16 protein-coding genes are annotated in these 18593 nt (G+C 70.3%); 6 read left to right on the top strand and 10 right to left on the bottom strand.

Annotation, left to right across the window (positions count from 1 at the left end):
- The 5 genes from zomB to glf form a co-directional block, all read right to left on the bottom strand.
- Positions 1-1484: flagellar motor control protein ZomB (gene zomB, locus CSR00_RS25840; protein ID WP_245906539.1), on the bottom strand; the 1484-nt coding region annotated here is incomplete at its 3' end.
- Positions 1485-1533: 49 nt separating this feature from the next.
- Complete coding sequence (locus CSR00_RS25835) at positions 1534-2448, bottom strand: decaprenyl-phosphate phosphoribosyltransferase (RefSeq protein ID WP_099025262.1); 915 nt, start codon at positions 2446-2448, stop codon at positions 1534-1536.
- A 49-nt stretch (positions 2449-2497) separates the two neighbouring features.
- Entirely contained in the window at positions 2498-3037 is a 540-nt protein-coding gene (locus CSR00_RS25830) for a phosphatase PAP2 family protein (protein ID WP_099025260.1), read from the bottom strand.
- Positions 3030-4979 carry a glycosyltransferase gene (locus CSR00_RS25825; RefSeq protein WP_099025259.1) on the bottom strand — a complete coding sequence of 650 codons (1950 nt, stop codon included), beginning with the start codon at positions 4977-4979 and terminating at the stop codon, positions 3030-3032. Before CSR00_RS25825 ends, CSR00_RS25830 begins: the two co-directional genes overlap by 8 nt.
- Entirely contained in the window at positions 4976-6190 is a 1215-nt protein-coding gene (glf, locus tag CSR00_RS25820) for a UDP-galactopyranose mutase (protein ID WP_099025258.1), read from the bottom strand. The genes CSR00_RS25825 and glf overlap by 4 nt, the downstream gene beginning before the upstream one ends.
- A gap of 187 nt (positions 6191-6377) precedes the next feature.
- Between glf and CSR00_RS25815 the strand changes: the two genes are divergently transcribed.
- Together CSR00_RS25815 and CSR00_RS25810 are read left to right on the top strand one after the other, a co-directional pair.
- Positions 6378-7268, top strand: coding sequence for a hypothetical protein (locus CSR00_RS25815; RefSeq protein ID WP_099025257.1), 891 nt, complete (start codon positions 6378-6380; stop codon positions 7266-7268).
- A 309-nt stretch (positions 7269-7577) separates the two neighbouring features.
- Positions 7578-9107 carry an N-acetylmuramoyl-L-alanine amidase gene (locus CSR00_RS25810; RefSeq protein WP_099025261.1) on the top strand — a complete coding sequence of 510 codons (1530 nt, stop codon included), beginning with the start codon at positions 7578-7580 and terminating at the stop codon, positions 9105-9107.
- Between the two features lie 7 nt (positions 9108-9114).
- Here the strand turns inward: CSR00_RS25810 and CSR00_RS25805 are convergent, their stop codons facing one another.
- Genes CSR00_RS25805 through CSR00_RS25795 form a run of 3 tightly spaced genes read right to left on the bottom strand, consistent with a single transcriptional unit; the run spans position 9115 to position 11455 of the window.
- Positions 9115-9930 carry an HAD family hydrolase gene (locus CSR00_RS25805; protein WP_099025256.1) on the bottom strand — a complete coding sequence of 272 codons (816 nt, stop codon included), beginning with the start codon at positions 9928-9930 and terminating at the stop codon, positions 9115-9117.
- A 7-nt stretch (positions 9931-9937) separates the two neighbouring features.
- Positions 9938-10684 (bottom strand): lysophospholipid acyltransferase family protein, encoded by a 747-nt coding sequence (locus tag CSR00_RS25800; RefSeq protein WP_099025255.1) that lies wholly within the window; start codon positions 10682-10684, stop codon positions 9938-9940.
- A 3-nt stretch (positions 10685-10687) separates the two neighbouring features.
- Positions 10688-11455 (bottom strand): lysophospholipid acyltransferase family protein, encoded by a 768-nt coding sequence (locus tag CSR00_RS25795; RefSeq protein ID WP_099025254.1) that lies wholly within the window; start codon positions 11453-11455, stop codon positions 10688-10690.
- Positions 11456-11690: 235 nt separating this feature from the next.
- On the opposite strand from CSR00_RS25795, the gene CSR00_RS25790 reads away from it, so the two are divergent.
- The 3 genes from CSR00_RS25790 to CSR00_RS25780 all read left to right on the top strand — a co-directional run bounded on the left by CSR00_RS25790 (position 11691) and on the right by CSR00_RS25780 (position 14916).
- Positions 11691-13250: an MBL fold metallo-hydrolase gene (locus tag CSR00_RS25790; RefSeq protein ID WP_099025253.1), complete on the top strand. Its 1560-nt coding sequence runs from the start codon at positions 11691-11693 to the stop codon at positions 13248-13250.
- Positions 13247-13582 carry a hypothetical protein gene (locus CSR00_RS25785; protein ID WP_099025252.1) on the top strand — a complete coding sequence of 112 codons (336 nt, stop codon included), beginning with the start codon at positions 13247-13249 and terminating at the stop codon, positions 13580-13582. Before CSR00_RS25790 ends, CSR00_RS25785 begins: the two co-directional genes overlap by 4 nt.
- A 200-nt stretch (positions 13583-13782) precedes the next feature.
- Positions 13783-14916: a sulfotransferase family protein gene (locus CSR00_RS25780; RefSeq protein WP_141564490.1), complete on the top strand. Its 1134-nt coding sequence runs from the start codon at positions 13783-13785 to the stop codon at positions 14914-14916.
- Positions 14917-14952: 36 nt separating this feature from the next.
- Here the strand turns inward: CSR00_RS25780 and CSR00_RS25775 are convergent, their stop codons facing one another.
- A complete protein-coding gene (locus CSR00_RS25775; RefSeq protein ID WP_099025250.1) occupies positions 14953-15771 on the bottom strand; it encodes a DUF5718 family protein in 819 nt (272 codons plus the stop codon).
- The gene (serS, locus tag CSR00_RS25770) at positions 15768-17021 is read right to left on the bottom strand and encodes a serine--tRNA ligase (protein WP_099025249.1); all 1254 of its coding nucleotides are present in this window, start codon (positions 17019-17021) and stop codon (positions 15768-15770) included. Before serS ends, CSR00_RS25775 begins: the two co-directional genes overlap by 4 nt.
- A gap of 144 nt (positions 17022-17165) precedes the next feature.
- Here serS and CSR00_RS25765 point away from each other — a divergent pair, with 144 nt between their 5' ends.
- A complete protein-coding gene (locus CSR00_RS25765; protein WP_099025248.1) occupies positions 17166-18590 on the top strand; it encodes a septum formation family protein in 1425 nt (474 codons plus the stop codon).
- The last annotated feature ends 3 nt before the right edge of the window (positions 18591-18593 follow it).

Genomic DNA, 18593 nt, shown 5'->3' with positions numbered 1-18593 from the left:
ATGGCGGGCACCACGTCCCACTGGTCGTAGTTGCCCGAGGGCAGCAGCAACGCGCCGTCGGGGGTGTTGTGCAGCGCCGCCAGCACCGCGCGCATCCGCGGGTAGTCCAGATAGTCGGCTGCGGTCAGCGGGTGCGCGTGTCCGGTCGCCTGGGAGTAGAACCGCCGCTCATCGACGATGCCGGAGTAGGTGACCTTCGTGGCGTCGGCGCCCAAACCCGGCGAGTTCGCCGCCCACAGCGACCATCCGACGATGGTCAGCCACAGCACCGCGGTGGCCCCGGCGAGCAGGTAACCGGCCTCCCGGGAGAACTTGGTGCCGTCGGGCAGCACCAGCGGGATCACCGCGACCGGCGCCAGCAGGCAGACCATCGGCGCCAGGAGCACCCGGCCGTGCATGAAATCGCCGCCCTGGCGGATCCAGTACATCGCCTGAAGCAGACCGCTGAGCAGAATGAAGATCACCACCGCGGGCGGGCTCTGCACGCGGCGGGTCAGCGCGCTGAAGCCGGCGGGCACCTCGTGGTGGATCCACCAGGGCCGCGACCGCGCCACCAGCAGCACCAGGCCCAGGGCGAGCACCAACACCAGCGGAATCCACAGCAGGTAGGGCTGATTGAAGTTGGCCAGGTAGATCAGTCCCTGCGACCACTTGGAGCCCGACGCGTCCTTGGCCACCGCGGTGCCCGGCACCACCAGCGCGTAGTAGCCCATCCGGAAGATCTGGTAGCCGACCGGCAGCGCGCCCCCGGCGACGACGATGAGCACCCGGCGCCGCCAGCCGCGGGCGGCCACGAGCATCATCACCAGCGCCAACCCGCCGATGAGGGCGAGTTCGGGGCGGACCAGCACGCTGAGCCCGGCCACGAAGGCCAGCGCGGCGACGAATCCGGCGCTGCCGGCGTTGGGACCGTTGTCCCCGCGCACCGCGGCCGTGCGCAGGCCCTGCGACCAGCACACCATCATCCACCACAGCAGCCCGAGATAGGCCAGCACCAGGCCGCTCTCCAGGCCGGAGGTGGCGAAGTCGCGGGCCGGCGGCACGGCGATGTAGACCAGCGCCCCCGCCGGCAGCAACAGTGCCCGCCGGCCCTGCAGACCGGGCGCGTAGAGCCGGGCCGCGCCCAGCATCAGCAGCACCACCCCGAGCACGCTGAACGTCAGGGCCAGCGCCAGGGCCACATACTCCAGGCGCACCGGCCCCCCGAGCAGGCCGCCCAGGTACACCAGGTAGGTCCACAGGGTGGAGGTGTTGGACTCCACCCGTTCGCCCGCGTTGAACACCGGCCCGTTGCCGGCCAGCAGGTTGCGGACGGTCCGCAACACGATCAGGCCGTCGTCGGCGATCCAGCGCCGCTGCCAGGCCCCCCACCCGAACAGCACCGCCACCGTCACGACGCTGATCCACAGGCTGATCCGGGCGCTGAGCGGGAACCCGAAGGCGGGGTTCACCGTCCGCGCGACCGCCCGGGACAGCGCGCCCATCGCGGGCGCGCGGGTGTCGGGCTCGGGCCGCGGGGCCACGACCGGCGGGCTAGCCGAGGAAGACGGCGGCACCGACGGATCCGATCCACGCCAGGGCAAGCAGCTGCAGCACCCGGTCATGCAGGGCGATGTCCTCGGGCTCCCCGGCCACCCCGCCGTCGATGTCGACGGCGTAACGCAGGATCGCCACCGTGAACGGAACCATGGACACCGCGAACCACGAGGCGGCGTTGCCGTCGCGTTCGAACGCCCACAGGCCGTAGCAGAGCACCACCGCGGTGGCCGACAGCGTCCACACGAAACGCAGGTAGCTGGTGGTGTAGCTCTCCAGCGACTTGCGGATCTTGGCGCCGGTGCGTTCGGCCAGCTGCAGCTCGGCGTAGCGCTTGCCCGCGGCCATGAACAGCGACCCGAACGCCATCACCAGCAGGAACCACTGCGACAGCGGGATCCCGGCGGCCACGCCGCCGGCGATGGCGCGGATCAGGAAGCCCGAGGAGACGATGCAGATGTCCAGCACGGCAAGGTGTTTGAGCCCGAAGCAGTACGCCAGCTGGATGCCGATGTAGACCGCCATCACCACGGCCAGGTCGGGGGTCACCAGCAGCGAGATGCCCAGGGAGGCCACACCGAGGACCGTCGCCAGCCCGTAGGCCAACGGCACCGGCACCACACCCGCGGCGATCGGGCGGAACCGCTTGGTGGGGTGCGCCCGGTCGGCCTCGACGTCCCGCGCGTCGTTGACCAGGTAGATGCACGAGGCCGCCAGACAGAACACCACGAACGCGACGCCGACCTTGTACAGCACGTCGCCGTAGTCGTACTTGGCGTCGACGCCGAGTGCGGCCAGCGGCGCGGCCAGCACCAACAGGTTCTTGACCCACTGGCGCGGACGGATGGCCTTGATCAGCCCGCCGGCCAGGGTCTTGGGGGGGCCCGCGACGGGTGGCGCCTCCTCGCTCATGCGGCCGCTCCCCTCGGCGTCCTCGGAGTCACCCGGATCGTCAGCGGAGTCATCGTTGTCCTCCAATCCGGCCGGCGACCTTGTCGGTCGCTTCGGCCACGAGCGCGCCGACGAGCACCCCGGCGGCCACGTCCGACGGGTAGTGCACGCCGAGCACCAAGCGCGACAACGCCATCGGTGGGACGAGCACGGCGGCCAGCGGCAGCCCGGTGGCCCGGCCCATCAGCAGGGCCGCCGCGGTGGTCGACGTGGCGTGGGCCGAGGGGAAGCTCAGCCGGCTCGGGGTCCCGACGTGCACGGCGATCGCCGGATGGTGCGGACGGGGCCGGCGCACCACCCGTTTGATCAGCACCGCGGCCGCGTGGGCCAGGAACGCGCCCACCCCGGCGGTCACCCACTGGCGCCGCCGGTCCGGCCGCAGCCAGGCACCGAGCGCGCACACCGCCAGCCAGCCCAGGCTGTGCTCGCCGAAATGCGACAGGCCGCGGGCCGCCGGCAGCACGAGCGGGCGGTCGGCCAGGGCGGCCTGCACGCTCACCAGCACGGCATCCTCGCCGGTGGGCGGGGCGGAGACGGACAACTCAGGCATCTCTGGATTCCGGGCGGGATTCGGGGCCGGACTCCAGCAGCACCGTCTCCCACTTCTGCTTGCTGGTGAGCACCGGCAGCGCCTCGCGGTAGACGCGCCGCATCCGGTTGAACTTGCGAGCCAGGCGGACCTGCCGCCGCAGCGAAGCACGCAGCAGGGCGAACATCTTGGCCCGGTCGCGTTGCCGGTAGACCACGCCGCGGCCGTCGGCGGTGGTGACCGTCACGCCGTCGACCCGGCACAGCAGGAACCACCGGGCGTCCTGGGTGGCGACGTTGAGCTCCGGGCGCACGTGGTGGGCCGGATCCTCCCTGCGCAGCTGGTGGGTGACCCCGCGGGCCAGCCGCAGTCCGATGGCCGGCAACGACACCGGCGGCTTGTGCACCGCGCGCCGCCCCGACGGGGAGGGCAGCGAGGTGGCGCCGGGCAGCACCACCGCGTCGGGATACTCCTTGCGCATCCGGTGCACCTCGGGCAGTGCCGACTCCAGGATGGAGAAGATGTGCTCGGGGCCGGCGAGGAAGTCGTCCATCGCCTTGTTCTGGATCGCCACGGTCGAATACTCCAGGCACAGAAGATGTTTCATGGTGGCCTTGAAGTGGCTGGCGATCAGTCCCCGGACGTCGCCGTCCCAGTGCAGGGCGGCGACCACCAGCCGGTTGCGCAGGTGGAAGTAGGCCTGCCAGTCGATGGCGTCGTCCTTGTCGCTCCAGGCCATGTGCCAGATGGCGGTGCCCGGCATCGTGACGGTGCCGTATCCGTGCTCGGCGGCGCGCAGCCCGTAGTCGGCGTCGTCCCACTTGATGAACAGCGGCAGCGGCTGTCCCAGCTCCTCGGCCACCGACCGCGGGATCATGCACATCCACCAGCCGTTGTAGTCCACGTCGATGCGACGGTGCAGGCCCTTGCTGCGCTCGTCCTCGTCGGCCAACGGATACTTGGCGAAGTCGTGGTCGTACTCGGTGAACGGGGCGTTGGTCCACATGAAGTTGCCGCGGTTGACCACCTCGCCCATGACGTGCAGGTGCGAGGGCTCCTGCAGGTTGAGCATCTGCCCACCGACCAGGGTGGGCGACTTGGCGAACCGGTTGAGCGCCAGGGCCCGCAGCACCGAATCAGGCTCGATGCGGATGTCGTCGTCCATGAACAGGATCTGCTCACAGTCGGTGTTCTTCAGGGCCTCGTACATGACGCGGCTGTAGCCGCCCGAGCCGCCCAGGTTGGGCTGGTTGTGAATCGAGAGCCGGGCGCCCAGCGGTGCCGCCGCTTCGGCGAAGCCGGGATGGTCGACGACCTTTCTGGTGCCCTGATCGGAGACGATGACGGCGCCGATCACCTTGTCCACCAACGGGTCCGACGTCAGGGCCTGCAGGGCGTTGACGCAGTCCGACGGGCGGTTGAAGGTGGGGATCCCCACGGCGACGTTGGCCCGGCCCGGAGCCGGCTCCGAGGCGTACCACGCCGCGCTGTGCAGCGTGGTGGCACCGTCGGTGGTGATGTCGAACCAGATCCAGCCGCCGTCCTCGAACGGATCGATCCCGATCTCGAATTCGGTCCAGGCGGGGGTCTCGTCATCGCCGCTCACCACCGGCGCACCACCGACGGTGATGCGCGCCCCGGTGGCCTTGGTGCGGTAGACGTCCACCCGGGCCGAGCCGGTCAGCTCCACCCGCAGCACCACCGACTCCAGCGTCGACCAGCGGCGCCAGTAGCTGGCGGGGAAGGCGTTGAAGTAGGTCGCGAACGACACCTCGGAGTCGGCACCGATCTCCAGGGAGGTCCGGGTGGGGGCGTGCGCGCGGCGGGCGTTGGTGTCGGACTCCTCGATGTAGAGCTTGCGGACGTCGAGGGGCTCACCGGGCCGCGGCAGGATCACCCGCGACAGCAGGCTGACCGCGCGCGACTCCGTGGCGGTCAGCGGGCCCGACGGGATGTCACTCATGCTCGGCTGCTTTCGTCATTGCTGGCGGTCTGCTGCGTCAGCGCCGCACCGGCGGCGAGGTGCGGTGCCAGGGTGTTCTCGTACATGTTGAGGGCGCTGGCGATGGCCATGTGCATGTCCAGGTACTGGTAGGTACCCAGCCGGCCACCGAAGAGCACCGCGGCCGAGGCGGTCTCGGCCTTGGCGCGGGCCCGGTAGGCGGCCAGCACCGCACGGTCGGCCTCGGTGTTGATCGGGTAGTAGGGCTCGTCGTCGTCATCGGCGAACCGGGAGTACTCGCGCATGATGACCGTCTTGTCGGTCGGGTAGTCGCGCTCGGGGTGGAAGTGGCGGAACTCGTGGATGCGGGTGTAGGGCACGTCCAGGTCGTTGTAGTTCATCACCGGGGTGCCCTGGAAGTCGCCGGTGGCAAGCACCTCGACCTCGAAGTCCAGCGTCCGCCAGCCCAGCCGGCCCTCGGCGTAGCCGAAGTAACGGTCCAGCGGCCCGGTGTAGACGACCGGGGCCGACGGGGACTCGCGGCGCAGTTCGTCGCGGACGTCGAACCAGTCGGTGTCCAGGCGCACCTCGATGCGGTCGTCGGCGGCCATGTTCTGCAGCCAGGCGGTGTAGCCGTCGACGGGCAGACCCTCGAAGGTGTCGTTGAAGTAGCGGTTGTCGAAGGTGTAGCGGACCGGCAGCCGGGTGATGTTGGCCGCGGGAAGCTCCTTCGGGTCGGTCTGCCACTGCTTGGCGGTGTAGCCCTTGACGAAGGCCTCGTAGAGGGGGCGGCCGATCAGCGAGATCGCCTTCTCCTCGAGGTTCTGCGCGTCGGCGGTGTCGATCTCGGCCGCCTGCTCGGCGATCAGCCGGCGCGCCTCGTCGGGGCTGTGGTAGCGGCCGAAGAACTGCGCCACCAGGCCCAGCCCCATGGGGAACTGGTAGGCCTGCCCGTTGTGCATGGCGAAGACCCGGTGCTGGTAGCCGGTGAACTCGGTGAACTGCCGCACGTAGTCCCACACCCGCTTGTTGGAGGTGTGGAACAGGTGTGCGCCGTACTTGTGGATCTCGATTCCGGTGTCCGGCTCGGCCTCGGAGTAGGCGTTGCCGCCGATGTGCGGGCGCCGTTCCACCACGAGCACCCGCTTGTCGAGCTGCGTGGCCACGCGCTCGGCGATCGTCAGGCCGAAGAAGCCGGAACCGACGACGAAGAGGTCATATCCATCGGTCATCGGCAGCCAGGGTATCCGACCGCCGGCATCGAACCCCGCCGACGCGGAGGGGCGGGCCGCGCGGCGCGTTAACGCACCCAGGTCGCGATTCGCTCACGATTCAGCATCGTCACTCTGGGCCCACCTGTCACAGCTTTACCATCGAGCATGTTGCCAATCACACGTAGTCCAGATTGAGGAGACTTCCGTGCCGAACCGACGTCGACGCAGGCTCTCGACCACGCTGAGCGCAGTCGCCGCCCTTGCGGTCGCGACTCCTTTTGCAGTTGTCACTGTTTCCGAGTTGTCCGCCAAGTCCGCCCCCGCCCCCGAGCATCGCGAATTCGTGCAGGCGGCCGTGGTCACCGACCTGCCCAACGAGATCCTCTCGGCGCTGTCGCAGGGCCTGTCGCAGTTCGGCATCAACCTGCCGCCGCTGCCGACCGGGCTCAGCCCGTCCGGCGCCCAGCCCATCAGCGCCGGCCCGGTGCTGACCAATCCGAGCCTGACCAGCCCCGGGCTGACCGCCCCCGGCCTGACCACACCCGGCCTCACCACACCCGGCCTCACGGCACCCGGCCTCACGACACCCGGTCTCACCAGTCCCGGCCTGTCGACGCCCGGGGTCTCCACCCCCTCGGCCGCCCCGGGTCTGACCTCGCCGAGCCTGACCGACCCGGCCCTGTCCGCTCCGGGCCTGACCGATCCGGGCCTGGCCAGCCCCGGGCTCACCGATCCGTCGCTGACCAATCCGGCGCTGACCGCCCCCGGACTGAGCACCCCCGGCCTGCCGAACCCGGCGCTGACCGCACCGGGCGCGCTGCCCTCGGCGGCCCCCGGCCTGGGACTGCCCACCGAGGTGCCGATCAGCGCGCCGATCGGACTGGACCCGATGGCCGGGACCTACCCCATCCTGGGTGACCCGTCGCTGGCCATGCCGGTCGCACCCGCCAGCGGCGGGCTGATCAGCGACCTGTCCAGCGCGGCTCAGCAGCTCGGCGTCGGGCAGGCCATCGACCTGCTCAAGGGCGTGGTGATGCCCTCCATCATGGGCGCGGTCCAGTCGGCCCAGGCCGCAGCTCCCGCTGCCGCCGGCTGAAGACCTGCCACCTAACGGCACCGCAGGGCGGGCTCGTCCCCTCGACCCCCCTTGAGCCCACGGGCCCTGCGGTGCCGTTGCAGGATCCGACCGTCCGCATTTGGGACCGTGTCGCAACACTAGTAACAACAGACACGTACGTAACATCTGTTTGTGCTCCGTCGCCGTTTCCCCGGGCGACGCCGCCGCGAGGCCCCGCCCTCGTGGCGTCTCGTCGCCCGCAGTCGCGCCAGCCGCCGGCCGGCGCCCAAGGCCCTGCTGACCGCGATCGTGGCCACCACCGTGCTGCTCCCCCTGGCCCTCGGCGGCATGCCCGCGGACGAGCCACCGCAGGCCGCCGACACCCGGTTGTCGGAGATGCCCCTGGCGGGCGTGGGTGGCGGCGTCACGGTGCGGGAGGTCTCGCAGGACACGCCGTTCTCGATGGTCGCCCTCACCGGTGACGACCTGGCCGGGACCTCGGCGCGCATCCGCGCCCGCCGGGCCGACGGCTCCTGGGGTCCCTGGTACGACTCCGACGCCCTGGACGCCGTCGACACCGGCTCCAAGCCGCTGCCCGCCGATTTCCACGCGGGCACCGAGCCGGTCTACGTCGGCACCACCACGGCCGTGCAGATCGCCGTCACCCGTCCACCCGACGCCCCGGTCACCTCGGCCCCGGCCGAACACCCGCGCGACGATCTCGGCTACCGCCCCGCCAGTACCGAACGCAGCATCGGACAGAACCTCAACGCCGTGCTCATCAGCCCGCCCGCCTCCCCGGTGGACGCCGGGTGGACGCTGCCCACCGCGGTGCTGCCCCCCGGCCAGCCGCCGGCCATCATCAGCCGGGCGCAGTGGGGCGCCGGGCAGGGCTCGCGGTGCGGCGGGCCGGTCTACGACGACGGGGTGCGCGCCGGCATCGTCCATCACACCGCCGGCAGCAACGACTACCGGCCCGAGGACTCCGCGGCCATCGTGCGGGCGATCTACGCGTATCACACCCAGATGCTGGGCTGGTGCGACATCGGCTACAACGCGCTGGTCGACAAGTACGGCCAGGTGTTCGAGGGCCGGGCGGGCGGAATCGACCGGCCCGTGGAGGGCTCGCACACCGGCGGGTTCAACCGCAACACCTGGGGCGTGGCGATGCTCGGCAACTTCAACGACGTGCGGCCCACCGACATCCAGCTGCGCACCGTCGGGCGGCTGCTGGGTTGGCGGCTGGGCCTCGACCACGTCGACCCCCTGGGCTCGGTGGTGCTGACCTCGGCCGGTGGCCAGTACACCTACTTCCCGGCCGGGGCGCCGACGCCGCTGCCGGCGATCTTCTCCCACCGCGACGTCGGCAACACCGAATGCCCCGGCAACCAGGCCTACGGGGCCCTCGACGAGATCCGTCAGGTCGCCGCCCAGTTCAACCGGCCACTGACCGTCGAGGAGCGGCTGCGCGGCGGCGCCATCTACGCCAAGTGGCAGCAGCTCGGCGCCGAGAAGGGATTCCTGGGCTCGCCCCATGCCACCGAGGCCGCCGCGGCCGCCGATGTCCGCTACGTGCCCTTCGACGGCGGGGCCATCTACTGGTCACCGTCGACCGGCGCCCAGGCGCTGACCGGAGCCATCTACGACGCCTGGGCCGGGCTGGGCTTCGAGCGCGGCCTGCTCGGGCTGCCGACCAGCGGTGAGATCCAGGAACCGCAGTGGATCGTGCAGAACTTCCAGCACGGGACCCTGAACTTCGACCGCGAGACCGGCGGGGTGACCCGGGTCTCCGAGGGCGTCGCCCAGCAGCTGCCCCCGACCCCGCACGGCGGGCCGCCGGTCCAGGTCGAGCGGTTCACGCCCATCGTGGCCGACTGAGCCGGCCCTACATCCACCAGCGCTCGATCACCAGGGCCAGACCGTCCTCGGAGTTTCGGGCGGTGACCTCGTCGGCGGCGGCGACCGCCTCCGGATGCGCGTTGCCCATGGCGACCCCGTGCCCCGCCCAGCGCAGCATGGGCACGTCGTTGGGCATGTCGCCGAAGGCCACGATCTCCTCGGCGACCACCCCGAGCGGGCCGGCCACCTCGGCCACCCCGGTCGCCTTGCTGATGCCGCGCGGCACGATCTCGATCAGGCCGTTGTTGGTGCTGTAGGTGATGTCGCCCTCCGCGCCGACGTGCGCGGCGAGCTCGGCGGCCATCTCGGCGCTCTGCACCCCCGACCTGCGGATCAGCAGTTTCACCGCGGGCGCCGAGAGCAGGTCCTCCAGGGAGACCTCGGTGTTGTCGGGATTCAGCCACGCGTGCTCGTAGCCCGGTGAACTCACGAACTGCGGGGTGGCCGAATCGTGCGCGCTGCGCCCCACCCGCTCCACCGCCAGCCCCGCGCCCGGGATCACCCGCTGGGCGATCTCGGAGAGCGCCGTGAGCACCTCCACCGACAGGGTGCTGGCCGACAGGATGCGGTCGGAGGCGGGGTCGTAGACCACCGCGCCGTTGGCACACACCGCCATCGGCGCGAAGCCGAGCTGATCGACGATCGGCCGGATCCACCGGGGCGGGCGCCCGGTGGCCAGCACGAAGTGGGTCCCGGCGTCGACGGCCGCCCACACCGCCTCGCGCGTGCGGGCGGTGACCTTCTCGTCGTCGCCGAGCAGCGTGCCGTCGACATCGGTGGCGATCAACGTGGGGAGGGTCATCGCAGCATCATCCGTGCTGTGCCCGCCTGCGCGCACGTTCAGCGAGCTCCGCCTCGTCCAGCCGGACCGCCTCGGCGGGCGTCGGGGCGCCGCCGCCGAGACGTCGGGGCACCCAGTAGGCCCCCGCCGGGTGCGGGTAGTCCTGCTGCGCGTCGTGCAGCAGCCGTGTCATCGCCGTGCGCAGGGCAGCGTCGACTTCGGCGACCCCGTCGCCGGGCGCGATCGCCGGGCCGACGGAGACGGTGACCGGGATCTTGGTGCGCCCCAGCCGCCGGGGGTGGTCCTTGGTCCAGATCCGCTGCGCGCCCCACACGATCAACGGCACGATGGGCACCTGCGCGTCCCGGGCCATCCGCGCCGCGCCGGACTTGAAGGCCTTCAACTCGAAACTGCGGCTGATCGTCGCCTCCGGGTAGACGCCGACCAGCTCCCCCTCGCGCAGCCGCTGCACGGCCGCCGAGTAGGCGTCCGCGCCGGCCTCCCGGTTCACCGGGATCGTCTTGGTGTGCTTGATCAGGAAGTTCACCGGCCGCACCCGCTGCATCTCGGCCTTGATCATGAAGCGCATGCGGCGGCCGCGGCACTTGGCGGCCAGCGCCGCCGGCAGGAAGTCGATGTAGCTGGTGTGGTTGATCGCCATCACCGCGCCGCCGCGCCCGGGGATGTGCTCCAGGCCGCGGTACGTGACCGCCGTACCGGTGACCCTGACCGCCACCTCGGCCGCGATCTCCAGAGCGCGAAACACCGGTTCCATGGGCTACCCGGCATCGGGCCGCCGCGCCGCGCGCGCCGCCGCCTTGGCCGCCGCCTCCTCCGCGTCCAGCCGCGCCGCTTCGGCCAGCGACGGGGCGCCGCCGCCGAGGCGCTTGGGCACCCAGAACGCCCCCGGCGGATAGGGACCGTAGGAGTCCTGCACGTGCTCGAGCAGATGCTGCATCCGGTGGTGCAGCAGCGCGGTCAGTTCGGCGGCGGGCAGCGTCGGCGAGATGGGCTCGCCGACCGCCACGGTGATGGGCACCTTGGGCCGCCACATCTTGCGCGGGTGCCCCTTGGTCCAGATGCGCTGGGCGCCCCACACGATGTGCGGGACGATGGGGACGTCGGCGGCGATCGCCATCCTGGCGGCACCGGACTTGAAGTCCTTGATCTCGAAACTGCGGCTGATCGTGGCCTCCGGATAGACGCCGACGAACTCGCCCTCCTTGAGCCGCTGGCACGCCTCGGCGAACGACTCCGCCCCGGCCGACCGGTCGACGGGGATGTGCCGCAGGCGGCGCATGATCGGCCCGGTGGCCTTGCTGTCGAAGACCTCCTGCTTGGCCATGAACCGCACCTTGCGGCCCAGCCCCTGCCGGTAGGCGGGCAGGCCGGCGAAGGTGAAGTCGAAGTAACTGGTGTGGTTGATCGCGATCACCGCTCCCCCGCTCTTGGGCAGGTGCTCCACACCGGTGACCGTGAAGGTCAGGCCCTGCAGCTTCCAGGTCAGCCGGGCCAGCTGGATGACGGTGCCGTATACCGGTTCCACAACAGATCAGCCTAGCGGCGCGGCCCGGACCGGCGCGATGGACTCAGACATCGAGGCAGACATCGAGGCAGACACAGTGCCGGCACCGGAGGCGAAATCCCCGGCCTGACGTCTGACTCGACGCCGGATCGGGGTCCGCCGGCGGTCGCCGGACCGTCGGCCCGCCGGTATCGGGCCCCGCCACCGGCCGGCCGTTAAGCTCGAGACCGGACTCCTTCCGGCTAGAGAGGTATCGGTGCAGGTCACAAGCGTCGGCCACGCGGGCTTTTTGATCGAGACGACCGCGGGTCGCATCCTGTGCGACCCCTGGCTCAACCCCGCCTACTTCGGCTCGTGGTTCGTGTTCCCGGACAACAGCGCCCTGGACTGGGCGGCGCTGGGCGACGTCGACTACCTCTACGTGTCGCACCTGCACAAGGACCACTTCGACCCCGACAACCTGCGCGACCACGTCAACAAAGACGCGGTGGTGCTGCTGCCGGACTTCCCGGTGCCCGATCTGCGGCGCGAACTGGAGAACCTCGGCTTCCACCGGTTCTTCGAGACCACCGATTCGGTCAAGCACACCGTCACCGGGCCCAAGGGGACGCTCGAGGTGATGATCATCGCGCTGCGCGCCCCGGCGGACGGCCCCATCGGCGACTCCGGCCTGGTGGTCTCCGACGGTGTCACCACCGCCTTCAACATGAACGACGCCCGGCCCGTGGACCTCGACGTCCTCGCCGAGTTCGGTCACATCGACGTGCACATGCTGCAGTACTCGGGCGCGATCTGGTACCCGATGGTCTACGACATGCCGGCCCGCGCCAAGGAGGCGTTCGGGGTGCAGAAACGGCAGCGCCAGATGGACCGCTGCCGCCAGTACATCGCCCAGGTCGGCGCCACCTGGGTGATCCCGTCGGCGGGACCGCCGTGCTTTCTGGATCCCGAGCTCCGCGACCTCAACGACGACCACGGCGACCCGGCCAACATCTTCCCGGACCAGATGGTCTTCCTGGCCCAGATGCGCGAGCACGGCCACGACGGGGGGCTGCTGATGATCCCCGGCTCGGTCGCCGAGTTCGCCGGGCCGGAGCTGAACTCGCTGACCCATCCGCTGCCCACCCCGGAGGTGGAGGCCATCTTCACCACCGGCAAGGCCGACTACATCGCCGATTACGCCCGGCGCATGGCACCCGTGCTGGCCGCCGAGAAGGCGCGCTGGGCACCGGCGGCCGGAGAGCCGCTGCTGGAACCGCTGCGCCGGCTGTTCGAGCCGATCATGCTGGCCAGCGACCAGATCTGCGACGGGATCGGGTACCCGGTGGAGCTGCAGCTGCGCTCCGCCGCCCACGACGAGAGCGTCGTGCTCGACTTCCCGAAGCGGACGGTGCGCGAACCGATCGCCGACGAGAAGTTCCGCTACGGGTTCGCGATCGCACCGGAGCTGGTGCGCACCGTGCTGCGCGACCACGAACCCGACTGGGTGAACACCATCTTCCTGTCCACCCGGTTCCGGGCCTGGCGGGTGGGCGGCTACAACGAGTACCTGTACACGTTCTTCAAGTGCCTCACCGACGAGCGGATCGCCTACGCCGACGGGTGGTTCGCCGAGGCGCACGACGACTCGTCGTCGATCGTCCTCGACGGCTGGGAGATCCAGCGGCGCTGCCCCCACCTCAAGGCCGACCTGTCCAAGTTCGGCGTGGTCGAGGGCGACACGTTGACCTGCAATCTGCACGGCTGGCAGTGGAGCCTGGGAACGGGCCGGTGCCTGACCAGCAAGGGCCACGAACTGCGGTGTTCGAAGCTGTGAGCGCACCGCCGCGGCAGTACTACGACGACGGCCTGATCCAACTGGATCGGGAGGCGATCACGCTGCGGCGCTACCACTTCCCGTCGGGTACCTCGAAGATTATCCCGGTGCGCTCGATCCGCAGCTACCGCGCCGAGCCGCTGGGCCTGTTCGCTGCGCGCTTCCGCATCTGGGGCAGCTCGGATCTGCGCCGCTGGCTGCCGCTGGACATGTGGCGCCCGATCAAGTCGACACTGGTCACCCTCGACGTGCCCGGCCGGCCCAAACCCGCGTTCACGCCGCTGCGGCCCAAGGAGTTCCTGGAGAAGCTCGACGAGGTGCTGGCCGGCTGACACGGCCACACCGGCGGGCTCGGTGTCGGGGCCGCATCGCGCCCCGGGCAGGGACTTCCGGATCTGCTGGTCACCGGGGTTCGGCGCGTCGTACTCTTAGCCCGGGCTGGGAAACAGCTGGGAGTCGGCTGTCCCCGCCTTCCAGCCGGCGGCTTCTGCCGCCCCCGGGTGGACTTGGCGCGGACGCTAGCGAGGTTACGTTGGTCGACTTCATCAATCCTGCGTCTGCACGGGCCCCCCGGCGGGTGTTCGTGCACATCGGCCTGCCGAAGACGGGCACGACGTACCTTCAGGACCGGTTGTGGCGCAACCGCAGCGCGGCACGGCGGCAGGGCCTGCTCTATCCCGGCGACATCCGCGAGGCACACTTCCACGCCGCCGTGCAGCTGCAGCCCACACGCTACCGGCAGTGGCTGGATTCGCGGCACGCCCACGCCTGGGACCGGTTGGTCGCCGAGATCCGCGATTGGTCCGGCTCGTCACTGATCTCCCACGAACTGCTGGCCACCGCGACGCCCGAACAGGCGGCCCGGGCCCTGAAATCCCTGCGCTTCGCCGAGGTCCACGTCGTGTGCACCGCACGTGACCTGGCGCGCCAGATCCCCTCGGTGTGGCAGGAGAACATCAAGAACCAGAAGACCACCGGCTTCGCCGAGTTCATCGAGTCGATCCGGGACCGTCGAGAGTCCTCCGAGGATCCCTTCTGGGAGTACCAGGACCTGCCGCGCATCCTCGACGTCTGGGGCGCCGACCTTCCCCCGGAGCGGGTACACGTCGTGACGACCCCCTCGCCCGTCGATTCACCGCAGCTGATCTGGCAGCGTTTCCTGTCCGCCCTCGACATCGACCCGTCGCCGCTGACACGCGATCTGCCCACCGCCAACAACTCGCTGGACACCGCGCAGCTGGAGATCCTGCGCAGACTGAACGGGCGGGTGCACGACATCGCCTGGGAGCGCTACGAATCGGTGGTCAAGGAGTACCTCGCGGGCAACCTCCTGATCATCTCGGCCTGGCGGAACGCCCCGCAGCTGCCGGTGCAGGAGTTCGACTGGGTCAGCGACACCGCCGCGGAGTTCATCGCCGAGATCCGGTCCCGCGGTTACCACGTGGTCGGTGACCTCAGCGACCTGCAGCCGCGCCTGCGGTCGACCGAACCGCTGCGCGAGCCCGACGATTCGGAGCTGCTCGAGGTCGCGATCGACACGCTGGCCGACATCGTGCGGACCATGCCGAAACCGGAAACCGCGCGCGCCGCAGGCGAACGGATCCGGAACATGATCCGCGGTCAGCAGTCCCGGCTGCGCGCCCTGTGGTCCGTGCCCTCACGCTGACGGGACCGGGAGACCCAGAAGACTGGGCCCGCAAAACTAGGACGCCCGCACCCGCTGGCGCAGTTCGGATGCCGCGTCGCCGGCGGTGTCGTAGACCCGCACCACGGCCTCGTCGCCGCCCTGCAGATAGGTCGACTCCCCGAGCTCGGTGTAGCGGGTGGCACCGATGCCGATCAGGACGTTCTCCGGATGGCCGGAGGCGGCCATCAGCGCGCCCACATCCTCCAACGGGGTCTCCGGCGAACCCTTCTGGTTGGCCAGCCGCTCCACGATCCAGTCCAGCAGCACCTCGCCGTAGTAGGAGTAACCCAACAGCGGGCTGTCCACCCCGTAGGCGTGCTCGACACCGTCGGCGCCCTTGAGGAAGCACACCAGCCGCAGCGTGGCCGTCGGACCGTCCGGTGTCAGATCGCTGATCTCGAAGAACTGCGGCGCAACACCTTTGGACGCCGGGCCCCAGTTCTTCTTGTAGCTGATCTTCGGGGCACCCGGGCGCCGGATCGAGCAGTCGTTGAACGCCCCGAGCCCGAAGGGCTGCAGCGTGACGACCGTGTCGCCGGCCCAGACCACCCGGCAGGCCAGGCCGACCTCGGGTTCGATCTGCAGATTCAGCGGGCCGGAGAACTCCGGTCCCTCGGCGGGCAACGCGATGGTGTCGTGGGACAGCGGGAATTCACCGAGGAAGGTCTCGTTTCCCGGTGCGTACCAGGGGAAGATGCCCTTGGGCGCGACCCCCTCGGAGGCGACGTTGACGAAATCGGCTGCCTCGCCTGCCTGTTCGAGGTGGCCGGCGAAGTTGCCCGCGACCCCGAAGCCGAACCAGCTGCGCAGCTCGTTCAGGTCGATGTCCATCATGGTTCGAGAACCTCCGTTCCGACGTAGGGCACCAGGGCATCCGGTACCCGCACACTGCCGTCGGCCCGCTGGTGGTTCTCCAGGATCGCCACCAGCCAGCGTGTGGTACCCAGCGTGCCGTTGAGCGTGGCGGCGATCTGCGGCTTGCCGTTCTCGTCGCGGTAGCGGGTGGACAACCGACGGGCCTGAAAGGTCGTGCAATTCGAGGTCGAGGTCAGCTCTCGATAGGTCTGCTGGGTGGGCACCCAGGCTTCGCAGTCGAATTTGCGCGCCGCCGAGGAGCCCAGATCGCCTGCGGCGACGTCGATCACCCGGTAGGGCACGTCGATGAGCGCGAGCATCTGCCGCTGCCAGCCCAGGAGACGCTGGTGCTCGGCCTCGGCCTCGGCGGGCGTGCAGTAGATGAAGCCCTCGACCTTGTCGAACTGGTGCACGCGGATGATTCCGCGGGTGTCCTTGCCGTAGCTGCCGGCCTCACGCCGGAAGCACGACGACCAGCCGGCGTAGCGTTTCGGTCCGGCGCTCAGGTCGAGGATCTCGTCGGAGTGATAGCCCGCCAACGGCACCTCCGAGGTACCGACCAGGTACAGGTCGTCGGCCTCGACGCGGTAGATCTCCTCGGCGTGCGCGCCGAGGAATCCGGTGCCGCCCATCACCTCCGGACGCACCAGCACCGGCGGAATCATCAGGGTGAAGCCGTTATGCACCGCGACCTGCACGGCCAGCTGCAGCAGGCCCAGCTGCAGCAGGGCCCCGCGCCCGGTGAGGAAGTAGAACCGCGAACCCGAGACCTTGGCGCCGCGTTCCATGTCGATCAGGCCCAGCGACTCGCCGAGCTCCAGATGGTCCTTCGGGTCGGCGATGGCCGCCGGTTCACCGACCGTGTCCAGCACGACGTAGTCGTCCTCGCCGCCGGCGGGCACCCCGTCGATCACGACATTCGAGATCGCCAGGTAGGCGGCGTTGAAGGCCCGCTCGGCCTCGGACTGCTCGGCCTCGGCCGCCTTGACCGCCGCGGCGAGATCCTTGGCCCGGGCCAGCAGGGCGGGGCGGTCGTCGGGGGCCGCGGAGCCGACCTGCTTGCTGGCCGCCTTCTGTTCGGCGCGGCGGGTGTCGGCGGCGGCGATGGCGGCCCGTCGGGAGGCGTCGGCGGACAGCAGCGCATCCACCAGTGCGGGGTCCTCCCCGCGGCTGAGTTGAGACCGGCGGACGGTCTCGGGGTCTTCCCTGAGCAGCTTCAGGTCGATCACGCCCGGTAACCCTACTTTCGTCCGGAACGGCCGGACAGCTCGAGGGGTCGGCGCGGCGGCGCGAGTACCGCCGGCGGCGCGGCGGCACAACCACATAACTTTACATCTGTATCACTTGTCACAGCACCCGACACGCCTGTCACAATGGACGCGATGTTGGACGCACCCCGGAACGACGACACCGCCGACGCGCAGGGCGACCGGCGGCCCACGCGTGGGCCGACCTGGTCGCGGACGCTGCGCGCCTCCTCGACGCACCGGGTGCTTCTGTTGACCGCGCTGGGCGGCCTGCTGATCGCCGGGCTGCTGACCGCGCTGCCGTTGACCGGCACGTCCAACCCGCTGACCGGCTACCTCGAGCCCGAGGGGCTCAACGCCTCCAGCCGCAGCATCAACGACACCTTCAACAACGCCGCGGCCGGCAACTGCCTGGACTGGCCGGGGGAGAACATCGACGGCGCCGAGGTGGTCGACTGCAAGGAGGACCACAAGTTCGAGGTTGCCGAGTCGATCGACATGAGCACCTTCCCGGGGTCGGAGTACGGTCCCGACGCCGCACCGCCCTCGCCGACGCGCATCCAGCAGATCACCCAGGAGCAGTGCCAGGTGGCGGTGCGCCGCTATCTGGGTGCCCGGTTCGATCCCAACAGCCGTTTCTCGGCCAGCATGCTCTGGTCCGGGGACAAGGCGTGGCGCCAGGCCGGTGAGCGCCGGATGCTGTGCGGCCTGCAGCTGCCGGGACCGAGCGGCAATCAGCAGACGTTCAAGGGCAAGGTCGCCGACATCGACCAGTCCAAGATCTGGCCGGCCGGAACCTGTGTGGGGATCGACGCCACCACCAACCAGCCCACCGACATTCCCGTGGACTGCGCGACGCCGCACGCCATGGAGGTCACCGGTTCGGTCAACCTCGCCGAGAAGTTCCCGGCCGATCAGCCGGTCCCGCCCAGCGAGGTCCAGGACGAGTTCATCAAGGACACCTGCACCCGGTTGACCGACGCCTATCTGGCCCCGGTGCAGTTGCGCGACACCACCCTGACGCTGACCTACACCACGGTGTCCCTGCCGAGCTGGTCGGCGGGCAGCCATCAGGTGTCCTGCAACATCGGCATGACGCTGGGCAACGGCGGCTGGGCCACCCTGCTCAACAGCGCCAAGGGTCCGCTGCTGATCAACGGTCAGCCGCCCGTCCCGCCGCCCGACATCCCGCCGGAGCGACTGAACCTGCCGCCGATCCCGTTGCCGGACTCGGGGGGCGCCTCGTCGTCGGGCTCGTCGGGCTCGGACTCCTCCTACGGTGGCTCTTCGTCTGGCTCTTCGTCTGGCTCCTCGTCGGGCTCCTCGTCTGGTTCCTCGGGTGGCTCCTCGAGTCAGCAACACCTGCCGCAGCAGCCGGCACCGGACACGCAGACCGAGCCGCCACCCCCCTCGGGCAACACGTTCAACCCGCCGCCCCCGGACGCACCACCACCCCCGGACGCACCACCGCCGCCGCCGGCCGGGCCGCTCCCACCGGCGGCGGCGGTGGTGCGTCCGGGGGTGGTGGTGCGTCCGGGGGCGGCGGGTTGAACG

Origin of the sequence: Mycolicibacterium palauense (genome assembly GCF_002592005.1) — a bacterium.
Classification (GTDB): domain Bacteria; phylum Actinomycetota; class Actinomycetes; order Mycobacteriales; family Mycobacteriaceae; genus Mycobacterium; species Mycobacterium palauense.
This window is presented reverse-complemented; position numbering and strand designations above follow the sequence as displayed.

Coding starts and splice junctions, on each gene's coding strand:
- CSR00_RS25835 (WP_099025262.1), bottom strand. CDS start 2,448: ATGAGCGAGGAGGCGCCACCCGTCGCGGGCCCCCCCAAGACCCTGGCC.
- CSR00_RS25830 (WP_099025260.1), bottom strand. CDS start 3,037: ATGCCTGAGTTGTCCGTCTCCGCCCCGCCCACCGGCGAGGATGCCGTG.
- CSR00_RS25825 (WP_099025259.1), bottom strand. CDS start 4,979: ATGAGTGACATCCCGTCGGGCCCGCTGACCGCCACGGAGTCGCGCGCG.
- glf (WP_099025258.1), bottom strand. CDS start 6,190: ATGACCGATGGATATGACCTCTTCGTCGTCGGTTCCGGCTTCTTCGGC.
- CSR00_RS25810 (WP_099025261.1), top strand. CDS start 7,578: ATGCCCGCGGACGAGCCACCGCAGGCCGCCGACACCCGGTTGTCGGAG.
- CSR00_RS25805 (WP_099025256.1), bottom strand. CDS start 9,930: ATGACCCTCCCCACGTTGATCGCCACCGATGTCGACGGCACGCTGCTC.
- CSR00_RS25800 (WP_099025255.1), bottom strand. CDS start 10,684: ATGGAACCGGTGTTTCGCGCTCTGGAGATCGCGGCCGAGGTGGCGGTC.
- CSR00_RS25775 (WP_099025250.1), bottom strand. CDS start 15,771: ATGATGGACATCGACCTGAACGAGCTGCGCAGCTGGTTCGGCTTCGGG.
- CSR00_RS25765 (WP_099025248.1), top strand. CDS start 17,166: ATGGACGCGATGTTGGACGCACCCCGGAACGACGACACCGCCGACGCG.